The organism is Bradyrhizobium sp. CCBAU 53340 (genome assembly GCF_015291645.1).
Taxonomy (GTDB): Bacteria; Pseudomonadota; Alphaproteobacteria; order Rhizobiales; family Xanthobacteraceae; genus Bradyrhizobium.
Map to the genome: position 1 here is coordinate 6,283,182 of NZ_CP030055.1, position 13,383 is coordinate 6,296,564.

12 protein-coding genes are annotated in these 13,383 nt (G+C 64.2%); 1 reads left to right on the forward strand and 11 read right to left on the reverse strand.

The features are described 5' to 3' along the window. Nucleotides 1–11: 11 nt before the first annotated feature. Genes XH89_RS29715 through XH89_RS29725 form a run of 3 tightly spaced genes read right to left on the reverse strand, consistent with a single transcriptional unit; the run spans nt 12 to nt 3,692 of the window. Nucleotides 12–1,100: an ABC transporter ATP-binding protein gene (locus XH89_RS29715; protein ID WP_194463899.1), complete on the reverse strand. Its 1,089-nt coding sequence runs from the start codon at nt 1,098–1,100 to the stop codon at nt 12–14. 26 nt (nt 1,101–1,126) lie between these two features. Beyond that, nucleotides 1,127–2,212 carry an ABC transporter substrate-binding protein gene (locus XH89_RS29720; RefSeq protein ID WP_194463900.1) on the reverse strand — a complete coding sequence of 362 codons (1,086 nt, stop codon included), beginning with the start codon at nt 2,210–2,212 and terminating at the stop codon, nt 1,127–1,129. Nucleotides 2,213–2,225: 13 nt separating this feature from the next. Further along, a complete protein-coding gene (locus XH89_RS29725) occupies nt 2,226–3,692 on the reverse strand; it encodes an FAD-binding oxidoreductase (RefSeq protein WP_194463901.1) in 1,467 nt (488 codons plus the stop codon). Between the two features lie 294 nt (nt 3,693–3,986). Here XH89_RS29725 and XH89_RS29730 point away from each other — a divergent pair, with 294 nt between their 5' ends. Continuing rightward, nucleotides 3,987–4,793, forward strand: a complete 807-nt coding sequence (locus tag XH89_RS29730) for a lipopolysaccharide assembly protein LapB (RefSeq protein ID WP_194463902.1) — start codon at nt 3,987–3,989, stop codon at nt 4,791–4,793. Here XH89_RS29730 and XH89_RS29735 read toward each other — a convergent pair. From XH89_RS29735 to glpD, 8 genes are all read right to left on the reverse strand, one after another. Further along, nucleotides 4,782–5,492, reverse strand: coding sequence for a hypothetical protein (locus XH89_RS29735; RefSeq protein WP_194463903.1), 711 nt, complete (start codon nt 5,490–5,492; stop codon nt 4,782–4,784). The two genes, XH89_RS29730 and XH89_RS29735, sit on opposite strands and share 12 nt — an antisense overlap. 168 nt (nt 5,493–5,660) lie before the next feature. Further along, a complete protein-coding gene (locus XH89_RS29740; protein ID WP_194463904.1) occupies nt 5,661–7,442 on the reverse strand; it encodes an ABC transporter substrate-binding protein in 1,782 nt (593 codons plus the stop codon). Nucleotides 7,443–7,518: 76 nt separating this feature from the next. After that, nucleotides 7,519–7,848, reverse strand: a complete 330-nt coding sequence (locus XH89_RS29745; protein ID WP_194463905.1) for a DUF2160 domain-containing protein — start codon at nt 7,846–7,848, stop codon at nt 7,519–7,521. Nucleotides 7,849–7,858: 10 nt separating this feature from the next. After that, the gene (locus XH89_RS29750) at nt 7,859–8,665 is read right to left on the reverse strand and encodes a carbohydrate ABC transporter permease (protein ID WP_194463906.1); all 807 of its coding nucleotides are present in this window, start codon (nt 8,663–8,665) and stop codon (nt 7,859–7,861) included. Beyond that, entirely contained in the window at nt 8,665–9,639 is a 975-nt protein-coding gene (locus XH89_RS29755; RefSeq protein WP_194463907.1) for a carbohydrate ABC transporter permease, read from the reverse strand. Before XH89_RS29755 ends, XH89_RS29750 begins: the two co-directional genes overlap by 1 nt. Next, nucleotides 9,639–10,724, reverse strand: coding sequence for an ABC transporter ATP-binding protein (locus XH89_RS29760; RefSeq protein WP_194463908.1), 1,086 nt, complete (start codon nt 10,722–10,724; stop codon nt 9,639–9,641). Before XH89_RS29760 ends, XH89_RS29755 begins: the two co-directional genes overlap by 1 nt. Before the next feature lie 14 nt (nt 10,725–10,738). Further along, the gene (locus tag XH89_RS29765; protein WP_194463909.1) at nt 10,739–11,815 is read right to left on the reverse strand and encodes an ABC transporter ATP-binding protein; all 1,077 of its coding nucleotides are present in this window, start codon (nt 11,813–11,815) and stop codon (nt 10,739–10,741) included. Next, a complete protein-coding gene (gene glpD, locus XH89_RS29770) occupies nt 11,812–13,362 on the reverse strand; it encodes a glycerol-3-phosphate dehydrogenase (RefSeq protein WP_194463910.1) in 1,551 nt (516 codons plus the stop codon). The genes XH89_RS29765 and glpD overlap by 4 nt, the downstream gene beginning before the upstream one ends. Nucleotides 13,363–13,383 lie beyond the last annotated feature (21 nt).

A 13,383-nucleotide genomic window follows, 5' to 3' on the forward strand; every position in this document is an offset into this window, starting at 1 on the left:
GCCGGCCAAGCTCAGATCCCCCTCCCGTCATGAATGGCGACGGCATCCGCCGCGTGCCACCCGAGCGACAGGCGCTGACCGATCTCGTAAGGCGCAGATCCGCTGCGGGTCGGATGCGCAGCCACGAGCTGCGGCAGGCCCGCGGTCTCCGGCGCGATATAGAGCCGCGTCAGGCTGCCGCTGATCATCACGTCGGTAAGCCGGCCGGACAGCTGGCCGCCCTCGCCGACCACGAGGTTCTGCGGGCGCACCATGACCTTGACCGGCTCGCCGGCGGCGAAACGAGAACCATTGCCGACCGCGCGCGAGGACGCGAGCTGCTCGGTGAGGACGATGTCGAGCTCCTCGCCATCGACGCTGTGCACCGTGGCGCTGAGCAGATTGGACTCGCCGAGGAAGTCGGCAACGAACACCGAGCGCGGCCGGAAATAGAGATCCTGCGGCGTGCCGAGCTGCTCGATCGCGCCCGCATTCATCAGGCAGATGCGATCCGACATGGTCATCGCCTCTTCCTGGTCATGGGTGACGTAGACGATCGTGGTGCCGAGCTCGCGATGGATGCGCTTGATCTCGAGCTGCATCTGGTCACGCAGCTTCTTGTCGAGCGCGCCCAGCGGCTCGTCCATCAGGATGATGGCGGGGCGATAGACGATGCAGCGCGCCAGCGCGATGCGCTGCTGCTGACCGCCGGACAATTCGCGCGGATAGCGCTTTGCGACATGCGGCAGGCGCACCGTCTCCAGCGCCTCCGCTGTGCGGCGGCGCGCCTCGGTATCGGAGACTTTCCGCATCTTGAGGGGAAACGCGATGTTGTCCTCGATCGTCATGTGAGGAAACAGCGCGTAGTTCTGGAACACGACACCGATGTCGCGGTCATAGGCGGCGCTATGCGTGACGTCGGTGTCGTCGATCAGGATCTGTCCCTCGTCGGGATGGGCGAGACCCGCGATCAGGCTGAGCAGCGTTGTCTTGCCCGATCCGGACGGGCCAAGCAGGGTGAGGAATTCGCCCTTGGCGACGTCGAGGCTGGTCGGCGCAAGCGCGACGAAATCGCCATAGCGCTTGCACAGCTCACGAATGCGCAGGCTCGACGAGACCATGGGCCGCTCCGATCCGGTCGAGCCGCTCAAGCCAGGATCCAGCTGTTGAAGCGCTCGATGACGGCGGCCTGGTTGTCGTACCAGTACTTCGCATCGATCTTCAGCCCGGCCTTGATGTTATCAGGATAGGTCGGGCAGTTCTTGGCGACCTCCGGCTTGACGTAGTTGAAGGCCTCCGGCTGCGTGAGGCCGGCCGGGAAGAATTCGACGAGCGCCGCCTGCCGCTTCGGATCGGAGGCGAACTTGATGAACTCGCGGCAGGCATCGGCGTTCGGCGTGCCTGACAGGATCGACCAATTGTCGGCGCCCCAGATACCCTGGTTCCAGACGATCTCGACGGGCGCACCCGCTGCCTGCGCGGCCTGCGCGCGCGACACCCAGGTCGGGAGCATCTCGATCTCGCCCGAGGTCAGCATCTGCTCGACCTGCGCACCGCTGGTCCACCACACCGCGACCTGGGACTTGATCTTGTCGAGCGAGGCGAAGGCCTTGTCGAGATCGCAAGGGTAGACCTGCGCGGTCGGCGCGCCTGCACCCATCAGCGCTTCCTCGATCGTGTCGAACGGATGCTTGCGCACCGAACGACGTGCAGGGAAGTCCGTCACGTTCCAGAAATCCGACCAGGATTGCGGCGCCTTGCGTCCCTTGAAGGCGTCGGTGCGATAGGCCAGCACCGTGGTGTAAACGTTGGTGGCAACTCCGTAGGGCGAAGCGTATTCGGCCGGGAGCGACTTGACCACCGGCTCCGCTTCGAGGCCGTGCTTCTCGAGATAAGGCTTGCCGCCGGTAGTCAGGATCTGGATCGCGGGCCAGGAGATCTTGGCCATGTCCCAAGTATAATTCTTGGTGTCGACCATGGTCTTGATCTGCGCGACCGGCTCGGCATTGGCCTGCACGCCGACGACCTCGATTCCGGTCGCTTCGGTGAACGGACGGTAGAACACCGCACCATAGGCCTTGGTGTAGATGCCGCCATCGTCGCGCACGACGATGCGTTTTCCAGCAGCGCGGGACGGCGACCAGACGGACGGCGCGGCAAGCGCGACGGCGCCGGCTCCGGCGCCGAGCAGAAGGCGGCGGCGGGAAGTGATGAGCTTCGATGCGTTGGTCATGTCAGTCCCCTCTCTACGATGTTGGATTGGTCGGCGAAGTTGGGGCCCCCTCAGTCGCCGATGACGGCGGCAGAACGCGGCCAGGATTGAACAGACCGGACGGGTCGAATGCCTGCTTCACCGCCCGCATGAGAGCGAGCTCGACCGGCGGCTTGTAGCGGGTCATTTCGCCCGTCAGCGTGCGCCCGACGCCATGCTCGGCACTGAAGGTGCCGCGCAGGGAACTGGCGACATCGTTCATGACGCGGCGGATCCTTTGCGCTGTCTCGTCGCGCTCCGGCAGTGCGTCCCATTCGGCAAAGCTGAAGAAGGGGATGAAATGGATGTTGCCGTCGCCCATGTGGCCGACGATGACGAATGTCAGATCCGGCACGATCGCGCGCACCGCCGCCATGGCCTGATCGATGAAAGCAGGCACGTTGGAGACCGGCACGGCGGTGTCCGACGTCAGGCCGACACCGGCCTTCTTGTTGGCTTCCGACACGCTGTGACGCACAAGCCACATCGCCTTGCGCTGTGCCTCGCTCGACGCGACGACGCCGTCGCTGACGAGCCCAGCCTCCAGCGCCTGTTCGAGCACCGTCTGCATCGTCGCGGCGAGCGCGGCGGCATCGCCGGTGTCGGAGAGTTCGATAAGCACGTGCCAGGTGTTGATCTCCGCGACCGGACAACGCCGGCCCGGCACCTGCTCCAGTACGAGCTCGATCTGCTTCGCATTCATCAGCTCGAACGCGGACAGCCGCGAGTTGCAGGCCGCCTGGAACAGGCCGAGCACCTTGAGCGCCTGATGCGGACTGTCGACCGCGAGCCAGGCGACGGCTTCCGCCGTCGGCAGCGGATGCAGCTTCAGCACCGCGCCGGTGATGATGCCGAGCGTGCCCTCCGAGCCGATAAAGAGATGCTTGAGGTCGTAGCCGGTGTTGTTCTTGCGCAGCGCGTAGAGGCCATCCCAGATCGAGCCGTCCGGAAGCACGACCTCGAGACCGAGCACATTATCGCGCGTGTTGCCGTAACGCAGCACGCCGGTGCCGCCGGCATTGGTGCCGATATTGCCGCCGATCTGGCACGAGCCTTCCGCGCCGAGGCTGACCGGATAGAGCCGGCCGGCGGCCGCCGCAGCTTCCTGGATGGTTGCCAGCACGCAGCCGGCATCGACCACCATGGTGTTGTTGACGGGATCGAGCGAGCGGATCCGGCGCATGCGCGTCAACGCGACGATGACAGGCGGCTTACCCTGTCCTGACGGCGTCGCGCCGCCGCACAGGCTGGTGTTGCCGCCCTGCGGCAGCACCGGCGTTTCATGAGCGACACAGAGACGGACGATCGCCGCGACCTGCTCCGTGGTCGAGGGCAGGACCGCACAGAGCGCCGGCGCGCGAAACCGGCCGCGCCAATCCTCGGTCAGGCCCGCGAGATCCTCCTCGCGCGTCAGCACGGCCGTGTCGCCCAGCAGCTGCCTGAACGCCTCGATCAATGCCATTCACCCGCCTCCGGAACGGACCGACGCCAGCCAATTAGCCCTAGCGCAAATAATCGAAATGCGATTACTTCGATCGCATTATGCTGATCATGAATTCAGCATGACAGGGAGTCAAGCGGGGTGGCGCGCCGTCATGTCCCGCGAAGGACCCTCGCGACCAAGAGCGCGAGGGGTATGCTCCCTCGATTGTGGAAAAAGCGAATCAAGCACGCCGTCACGAACCAAGCTTGATCGATCAGCCGCGAACAGGTGCCCCGTATTGCTGGGCCCTCGCATCCTTGCTCTAATGCGGCGATGGATGACAGCGAGACACTCGTTCGCCGCGCGACTGAAGCGTTCAATGCGGGCAAGCCGGACGAAGCGCAGCGTCTGTGCGAAAAAGGCCTTGCACGCGCGCCTGCCGATCCGGTGCTGCATCATCTGCTGGCCGCCGTGTTGTTCTCCAGAGGCGTCCTGGCCCCGGCCCATGCGCATATCGACGTCAGTCTTGCCAAGCGGCCCAACAACGCGCCAACCCGGCTGCTGGCCGCCCGCATCGCGCGCAGCGAAGGCCAATTCGACGCCGCGCTCGAACATCTCGATGCCGCGATCGCGACCAGCCCGCAGCGTGAGATGTTCATCGAGAAGGCACGAACGCTCGATATGGCCGGACTGCGAGACCAGGCGCGCGGCGCCTGGCAGGCGATCCTCAAGGTCATCCCTGGTCATCAGGAAGCAACGGCCCGGCTTGGACGGCTGACGTGGGAGGATGGCGATGCCGCCACCGCCGCAAACCTGCTCGCGCAAGCGGTCGCAGCGAGCGCACCGGCTTCGGTGTGGTTCGATCTCGGCGTTGCGCGGCAGGATCTGCGCGATCACGCCGGCGCTGCCACCGCCTACCGCAAGGCGCTCGAGATCAAGCCCGATCATGCCGAGGCCGCACTCAATCTCGGCATTGCCCTGCAGGAGGGTGGAGACGTCGACGCCGCCATGGGTGCCTTTGCCCAGGCCTATCGCCTGCGTCCACAGCTGTTCGGTTCGATCGCAATGGCGCTGACGTCGGCCTCGCACGGCCGTCTATGGCTCGACGAGGACGGGCTGCGGCGCGCTCTAGCGCGTTAGCCGGCCACGTTTCGCGCGAAACTGCTTGCGGTAGACATTGGGCGCAGCCAGAACGTCGGCGACGACCTTCGCGTAGGATTGCCGGTGCGCCTCGTCGAAGGGCTCGAACACCAGCTCGGGCGCCTGCCGCGGAACGGCAAAGCATTGCGCAATCGGCGTGCCCTTTTCCAGGACACCAGAGAATTCAGGCTTGATCCAAACGGCCGGAAAATTGATGCCGCCATCGTGGAAGCGGTCGGCGTCGACCAGACCCGACACGAGGCGGAACGGCAGATCATCCCGGTTGACGGGATGCGTTGCGAACAGCGACCAGCCGGGCTCGAGCTCGATGGTCCAGAAGCTGTTGAACTTGATAGCGGAGCGTCCGTTCGCGAAAGGCGCAGCAGCAAACTGCGCGGCGGGATGGAAGCTCAGAGGCGCACGCGGATGCCCCGCCGTTTCAGGCTCGGGGACCTCCCAATCCCACGAAAATTCGCCGGCCTCGATCCTGATGTCGCACGGCAGCGGAATCATGACACCGTAGGCCATCGCATCGACGAAGGGCGGGCATTGCTTGACCGTGCGGATGTCCCGGCCGTGGATGTCCGAATGCGCCGTCGCCGGCATGGCCCGCAGCCAGTCTGGCAGGGCGCTGCGTGCGGGAAACGGCCGCAGCAGATGACCGGCCAGCTTTGGATCGCAACGGAAAATCATGCGCATGGCGAAGTCTCGCGTCTGGATCCGAGTCATTCAGAACCGGATTTTGGCCAATTCAGATCACCGCCGCCGATAAGGCAATAGCCAATAAGACAAAAGGCCGGGATTGCTCCCGGCCTCCTGCTCTCATGAACGGACGGGACGAGCCCGCCCATCATGATGTCTCGCGAATTACTTCGCTTCGGCGCGCTTCGGCGGCGACGCCGGCCACGACTTGATCAGCGTGTCGTAGTCGACGGTTTCGCCCTTCGGCTTCTCGTTCGCCAGCTTGCGCTGGGGAGCGATGTTGCCGTCCTTGGCCGACTTGTCGTACCAGAATTCGGCCGTCTTCTTCGGGTTGAGCTTCGGACCGCAGGCACCCTGCACGCCCGACTTCTCGAGACGCTCCATGACCGAGTCCTGAGCGGCTGCCAGCGCATCCATCGCCGCCTGCGGCGTCTTCGCACCGGACGACGCATCGCCGATGTTCTGCCACCAGAGCTGAGCAAGCTTCGGATAGTCAGGCACGTTGTTGCCGGTCGGGGTCCACTGCACGCGCGCGGGCGAGCGGTAGAACTCGATCAGACCGCCGAGCTTCGGCGCGCGTTCCGTGAAGGACTTGTCCCAGATGTCGGATTCACGGATGAAGGTCAGACCGACATGGCTCTTCTTCAAGCTGACCGTCTTGGAGACGATGAACTGGAGATAGAGCCAAGCCGCCTTGCGGCGATCGACCGGGGTCGACTTCAGCAAGGTCGCCGATCCCACGTCCTGGTAGCCGAGCTTCATGCCGTCCTTCCAGTACGAGCCGTGAGGCGACGGAGCCATACGCCACTTCGGCGTACCGTCCGCGTTCATCACGGGCAGACCGGGCTTCACCATGTCGGCGGTGAAGGCGGTGTACCAGAAGATCTGCTGGGCGATGTTACCCTGCGACGGAACCGGACCGGACTCCGAGAAGGTCATGCCCTGTGCCTGCGGCGGAGCATACTTCTTCATCCAGTCGAGATACTTCACGATCGAGTAGACCGCCGCCGGACCATTGACGTCGCCGCCGCGCTCGACGCTCGAGCCGACGGGACGGCAGCCTTCCATGCGGATGCCCCATTCGTCGACCGGCAGACCGTTCGGAATGCCCTTGTCGCCGTTGCCGGCCATCGACAGCCAGGCGTCGGTGAAACGCCAACCGAGCGACGGATCCTTCTTGCCGTAATCCATGTGACCATAGACACGGGTGCCGTTGATTTCCTTGATATCGTTGGTGAAGAACTCAGCGATATCCTCGTAGGCCGACCAGTTCACGGGAACGCCGAGATCGTAGCCATACTTGGCCTTGAACTTGGCCTTGTAGTCGGGGTTGGTGAACCAGTCGTACCGGAACCAGTAGAGGTTGGCGAACTGCTGGTCGGGCAGCTGATAGAGGTGACCGTTCGGCGCGGTCGTGAACGACTTACCGATGAAGTCGTTGACGTCAAGCATCGGGTCGGTGACGTCCTTACCGTCCTTCGCCATCCAGTCGGTCAGGTCGACGGCCTGGCCATAGCGGAAGTGCGTTCCGATGAAGTCGGAGTCGTTGATCCAGCCGTCATAGACGTTCTTGCCGGACTGCATCTGGGTCTGGATCTTTTCGACGACGTCACCTTCCTGGATGATGTCGTGCTTGACCTTGATGCCGGTGATTTCCTCGAACGCCTTGGCGAGCGTACGGGATTCATATTCGTGGGTGGTCAGCGTCTCGGAGACGACGTTGATCTCCATGCCCTTGAAGGGTTCAGCGGCCTTGATGAACCACTGCATTTCCTTCAGTGCGTCGTCCTTCGACAGGGTCGACGGCTGGAATTCGCTGTCGATCCACTTCTTGGCGGCGGCTTCGTCCGCGCGCGCCGGCGCGGCGATCGTCACTGAGGCCGCAATCAGCGCGACCGCGCTGGTCATGGTCAGAAGACTGTCCTTGGTCGTTCGCAAGTGTCGCATCTAATTTCCTCCGGTTGCAGCGACAAACTAAAATCCAGGCCCGGGTAGACCCCGGATCTGCTCTTTCTCGCCTGGCTCAGACGGTGCGAAAAATCACCGCGCCTGAGACAAGCGAAATCACGGTTGCGAGCCACAGGCTCGTAATCTCAAACCCCTCCTCTCCGATCGGAATCGTCGCGATCGGGTCAGTGCCGACCAGACCGATCCACACCAGGTGGATCACGGCGGCCACGATCAGCGAGATGAACAGCCGGTCGCCGCGCGTCGTCGGGATGCGCAGAATCCCGACACGCTCGGCCTCGGGATAGGTGGCGGCGAGCCAGGTCATCACGGCCAGGGTGCAAGCCAGCGCCGCAAAGAAGATCGCGGTCGGCAGCGTCCAGGCCATCCATGCAATGGATTCCATCGTTGCCCCCTTACACCCGGCCGAGCGCGAAGCCGCGCGCAATGTAGTTGCGGACGAACCAGATCACGAGCGCGCCCGGAATGATGGTGAGCACCCCGGCCGCCGCCAGCAGGCCCCAATCCATGCCGGCCGCCGATACCGTGCGCGTCATCACTGCGGCAATCGGCTTGGCGTTGACCGATGTCAGCGTGCGCGCCAGCAGCAATTCGACCCACGAGAACATGAAGCAGAAGAAGGCGGCGACGCCGATACCGCTTGCAATCAGCGGCACCAGGATCCGGACGAAGAAGCGCGGGAAGGAATAGCCGTCGAGGAAGGCGGTCTCGTCGATTTCGCGTGGCACGCCGGAGACGAAGCCTTCCAGGATCCACACCGCCAGCGGCACGTTGAAGATGCAGTGCGCCAGCGCGACCGCCCAGGGCGTATCGAACAGGCCGATCGCCGAATAGAGGTTGAAGAACGGCAGCGCATAGACCGCCGCCGGCGCCATGCGGTTCGACAGCAGCCAGAAGAACAGATGCTTGTCGCCGAGAAAGCGATAGCGCGAGAATGCGTAGGCCGCAGGCAACGCCACCGAGATCGAGATCAGGGTGTTGATAACGACGTATTCCAGCGAGTTGATGTAGCCGGAGTACCAGCTCTCGTCGGTGAAGATGCGCTTGTAGTGCTGCAACGTCGGCGCATGCGGCCACAGGGTCATCGTCGAGACGATCTCGCCGTTGGTCTTGAAGCTCATGTTGACGAGCCAGTAGATCGGCAACAGCAGGAAGATCAGGAACAGCCCCATGACGAGGCGGCGGCCGGGGATCGAATGCATCAGGCCACTCCTTCCTTCGGCTTGAGCGCGGGCGCGGGCTGGAGCACGCCTGCAGGCTTGGGCTCCGCCGCCGGCTCCTTCTCCGTCTGTGCCTTACGCTCGACGCCTGCATTGGTCATGACGGTGTAGAAGATCCAGCAGACGATCAGGATGATCAGGTTGTAGACCAGCGAAAGCGCGGCGGCCTTGCCGAGGTCGAACTGGCCGAGCGCGATCTTGACGAGCTCGATCGACACGAAGGTGGTCGAGTTGCCGGGCCCGCCGCCGGTGACGACGAACGGCTCGGTATAGATCATGAAACTGTCCATGAAGCGCAGCAGCACCGCGATCAAGAGCACGCGGTTCATCTTCGGCAGCTGGATCGCCTTGAACACGGCCCAGCGCGAGGCGCCGTCGATCTGGGCGGCCTGGTAATAGGCCTCGGGGATCGACTTCAGGCCGGCATAGCAGAGCAGTGCGACGAGGCTGGTCCAGTGCCAGACGTCCATCACGATGACGGTGACCCAGGCGTCGATGTCGTTGGAGACGTAGTTATAGTCGAGCCCGATGTGGTTGAGGACATAGCCGAGCAGGCCGATGTCGGGCCGGCCGAAGATCTGCCAGATCGTGCCGACCACGTTCCACGGAATCAGCAGCGGCAGCGCGAGGGTGACGAGACAGGCGGCGACTGTCCAGCCCTGCCGCGGCATCGACAGCGCGACGACGATGCCGAGCGGCACCTCGATTGCAAGGATCACCAGCGAGAAGAACAGATTGCGGCCGAGCGAGGCCAGGAAGCGGCTGCCGAGATCGGTCGAGGGATCGAGCAATTCCTTGAACCAGCCGACGCCGTTCCAGAAGAACTGGTTGTTGCCGAAGGTGTCCTGCATCGAATAGTTCACCACCGTCATCAGCGGCAGCACTGCCGAGAAGGCGACGACCAGGAACACCGGCAGCACCAGGAGCCAGGCTTTTTGATTGACGGTCTTGTCCATCAGGCGGCTCCTTCCACCAGAAGGCTGTCGGCATAGACGTGGATGTGTGCCGGATCGAATTTCAGACCGGCGTTGCCGTCGGCGCCGGTAAAGCCTGCGGGCGCGCGCGCCGCGAGCTTGGCCTCGCCGAGCCGCGCACGCGCAAAGCGGATGCGGCCGAGATCGTCGATGCGCTCGATCTTGGCGGTGAGCAGGCCGGGTCCGGGCGCGACGACCTCGACGAATTCCGGGCGCACGCCGATCTCGATCTTGGCGTTGGCCGGAAGGTTGTCGTAAGCGCGGTTGAGCCCAATGACATGGCCGCCAATCCGCGCCTCGCGCCCCTTCACGTCGGCCGGCAGGATATTCATGCCGGGCGAGCCGATGAAATAACCGACGAAGGTGTGGGCGGGCTTGTCGAACAGCTCGGCCGGCGTGCCGCTCTGCACCACCCGGCCATCGTGCATGACGACGACGGTGTCGGCGAAGGTCAGCGCCTCGGTCTGGTCGTGGGTGACGTAGATCATCGTGAGGTCGAGTTCGCGATGCAGCGCCTTCAGCTTGGAACGGAGCTGCCATTTCAATTCAGGGTCGATCACCGTCAGCGGCTCGTCGAACAGCACGGCGGCGACGTCGGAGCGGACCAAGCCGCGGCCGAGCGAGATCTTCTGCTTGGCATCGGCCGTGAGCCGCGTCGCCTTGCGGTTCAGATAGGGCTCGAGGTCGAGCAGGCGGCCGATCTCGGCGACGCGCTTGTCGATCTCGGCCTTCGGCATGCCGCGGTTCTTCAACGGAAACGCCAGGTTCTGCCCCACCGTCATGGTGTCGTAGATCACCGGAAACTGGAACACCTGGGCGATGTTGCGCTTCTGGGTTGACAGCGGTGTGATGTCCACCCCGTCGAACATGATCTTCCCACGCGACGGCGTGATGATGCCCGAGATGACGTTGAGCAGCGTGGTCTTACCGCAGCCGCTTGGGCCGAGCAGCGCATAGGCGCCGCCCTGCCGCCAGGTCATGGTCACGGGCTTCAGCGCAAAGGTTTCCTGGGGCGCATCATTGCCGCCGTAGGAATGGGCGAGATCGACGAGGTCAATGCGGGCCATATCGCATTTCCCCTTTACGAGCTCGGCGCGGCGACCAGACGGTCAGCCGCATCGAAGACGAAGACATCATTGGGATCGAGCACGGCATCCAGCGTCTGGCCCGGCTCGAACTCATGCACACCGTGCAGCACCGCAACCCAGTTCGATCCGTCGCGGGTCAAATGCACGAAACTCTCCGAACCGGTGATCTCGGTCACCGTGACCGTGGCATGGAAGGCATGACGGTCGGCCTGGCCGTTGGCGAGACCGAGCTGATGCGCGCGAAAACCGACGCGATAGGCGCCGTCGGCGAGTGAGGAATAGAGGCCAGAAGCGGGTGCAGCCGCGCCACCGGCATAGGCGACCTGCCCGTTCTTCTTCTCGATGCCGACCAGGTTGAGCGGCGGATCGGAGAAGACCTGGGCAACACGCAGCGTCTGCGGCCGGCGGTAGACGTTGGCGGTCTCGCCCATCTGGAGCGCCTGCCCCTCCCACATGCAGACCGTGTTGCCGCCGAGCAGCAGCGCCTCGGTCGGCTCTGTCGTGGCATAGACGAAGATCGCGCCTGATGCCTCGAAGATGCGCGGCAACTCGGCGCGCAGCTCCTCGCGCAGCTTGTAGTCGAGATTGGCAAGTGGCTCGTCGAGCAGCACGAGGTCGGCGTCCTTGACCAGGGCGCGCGCGATCGCGGTGCGCTGCTGCTGGCCACCGGAGAGCTGGAGCGGCGTGCGCTTCAGGAACGGCTCGAGCCGCAGCAATTTTGCGGCTTGCGCCACGCGCGCCTCGATCTCCTCGCGCGGCTTGCCCTGCACGCGCAGGGGCGAGGCGATGTTCTCGTAGACCGTGAGCGAGGGGTAGTTGATGAACTGCTGATAGACCATCGCGACCGATCGCTGGCGCACGTCGGCGCCGGTGACGTCCTTGCCGTTGACCAGCAGCTTGCCGGTGGTCGGCTTGTCGAGGCCGGCGAGCAGCCGCATGATCGAGGTCTTGCCCGACAGCGTCGGCCCGAGCAGCACGTTGAGCGTGCCGCTCTCGAGCGTCAGCGAGACATCGCGGATGTGCTCGACACCCTCGACGGTCCGGGTCACGTGATCGAGTGTCACGCTCATGAGCGTCCTCCTGCTTCCAGCAGCGGACTTTGCGACACGGCGTGGGTGCTGATCCAGTCGTCCAGGGCGGCAATTTCACCGGCAGATAGTCGCAGACCGAGCTTGGAGCGGCGCCAGACGATATCCTCAGCGGTCACCGCCCATTCGTTGGTCATCAGATAGCGAACCTCACGTTCGGTCAGAGTTGCGCCAAAGGCCTGGCCGAGATCGGCGGCCGACTTTGCGTCACCGAGCAGCTTGATGGCACGGGTGCCATAGGCGCGCGCGAGGCGCCGCGCATGCTCATGGGTCAGGAAAGGATAGCCGCGCTGGAGTTCGGCGATCAAACCATCGACGGCCGACACATCCATGTCGCCACCGGGCAGCGGCCATTTGCCGGTCCAGCCTTCGCGCGCCTTCGCGCTGCGAAGATAAGGTGCGAGCCGTTCCAGCGCCTCTTCGGCGAGCCGGCGATAGGTCGTGATCTTGCCGCCATAGATCGAGAGCAGCGGCACCCCGCCGGGGGTGTCGAGTTCGAAAACATAATCGCGGGTCGCGGCCTTGGCTTCGCTGGCGCCGTCGTCATAGAGCGGCCGCACGCCGGAATAGGTCCAGACCACGTCCTCTGATGTCACCGGCTTGGCGAGATATTCGCTAGCGGCCGCACAGAGATATTGGATCTCCTCGGCCGTCGCCTTCACCTTGGAAGGATCGCCGTCATAGTCGCGGTCGGTGGTGCCGATCAGCGTGAAATCATCCTGATAGGGGATGACGAAGATGATGCGGCCGTCGGCGTTCTGGAACATGTAGGCGCGATCGTGATCGTAGAGCTTCTTGACCACGATGTGCGAGCCCTGCACCAGCCGCACCTTTGCCTTGGCGTTGACGCCGGCACCGCGCCCGAGCACGTCCTCGACCCAGGGGCCGCCGGCATTGACCAGCGCACGGGCCTGAATCTGCGAGCGCGCGCCGGTCAGCGTGTCGATCATGCTGACGGTCCAGACACCATCGGACTGCGTGATGTCCGTCGCGCGGGTGCGAGTGCGGATCTCGGCACCCTTGTCGGCCGCATCACGCGCATTGAGCACGACCAGGCGGGCGTCATCGACGAAACAGTCGGAATATTCGAACGCGCGGCTGTAGCGATTCGGGATCAACGGACGGCCGACCTCGTCGCGCCGCAAATCGACGGAGCGCGTCGCCGGCAACAGATGACGGCCGCCGATGTGATCGTAGAGGAAGAGGCCGAGGCGCAGCAGCCAGGCCGGGCGCAGGCCGGCGTGATGCGGCAAAACGAAACGCAGGGGACGGATGATGTGGGGCGCGATGCCCCAGAGGATCTCACGCTCGATCAGGGCCTCGCGGACCAGGCGGAACTCGTAATATTCGAGATAGCGCAGGCCGCCATGGACCAGCTTGGTCGACCAGGACGACGTCCCGCTCGCCAGATCGTTCATTTCGCACAGGAAAACCGTGTTGCCGCGGCCCACAGCATCGCGCGCGATGCCGCAACCGTTAACACCGCCTCCAATGATGGCGAGGTCGAAAATACGCTCCAACAGACGCATCCCCCGGCGAGCGCCCGTTCA

Coding starts and splice junctions, on each gene's coding strand:
- XH89_RS29760 (WP_194463908.1), bottom strand. CDS start 10,724: ATGGCCCGCATTGACCTCGTCGATCTCGCCCATTCCTACGGCGGCAAT.
- XH89_RS29725 (WP_194463901.1), bottom strand. CDS start 3,692: ATGGCATTGATCGAGGCGTTCAGGCAGCTGCTGGGCGACACGGCCGTG.
- XH89_RS29715 (WP_194463899.1), bottom strand. CDS start 1,100: ATGGTCTCGTCGAGCCTGCGCATTCGTGAGCTGTGCAAGCGCTATGGC.
- XH89_RS29750 (WP_194463906.1), bottom strand. CDS start 8,665: ATGCATTCGATCCCCGGCCGCCGCCTCGTCATGGGGCTGTTCCTGATC.
- XH89_RS29765 (WP_194463909.1), bottom strand. CDS start 11,815: ATGAGCGTGACACTCGATCACGTGACCCGGACCGTCGAGGGTGTCGAG.
- XH89_RS29745 (WP_194463905.1), bottom strand. CDS start 7,848: ATGGAATCCATTGCATGGATGGCCTGGACGCTGCCGACCGCGATCTTC.
- XH89_RS29755 (WP_194463907.1), bottom strand. CDS start 9,639: ATGGACAAGACCGTCAATCAAAAAGCCTGGCTCCTGGTGCTGCCGGTG.
- XH89_RS29735 (WP_194463903.1), bottom strand. CDS start 5,492: ATGCGCATGATTTTCCGTTGCGATCCAAAGCTGGCCGGTCATCTGCTG.
- XH89_RS29740 (WP_194463904.1), bottom strand. CDS start 7,442: ATGCGACACTTGCGAACGACCAAGGACAGTCTTCTGACCATGACCAGC.
- XH89_RS29730 (WP_194463902.1), top strand. CDS start 3,987: ATGGATGACAGCGAGACACTCGTTCGCCGCGCGACTGAAGCGTTCAAT.
- XH89_RS29720 (WP_194463900.1), bottom strand. CDS start 2,212: ATGACCAACGCATCGAAGCTCATCACTTCCCGCCGCCGCCTTCTGCTC.
- glpD (WP_194463910.1), bottom strand. CDS start 13,362: ATGCGTCTGTTGGAGCGTATTTTCGACCTCGCCATCATTGGAGGCGGT.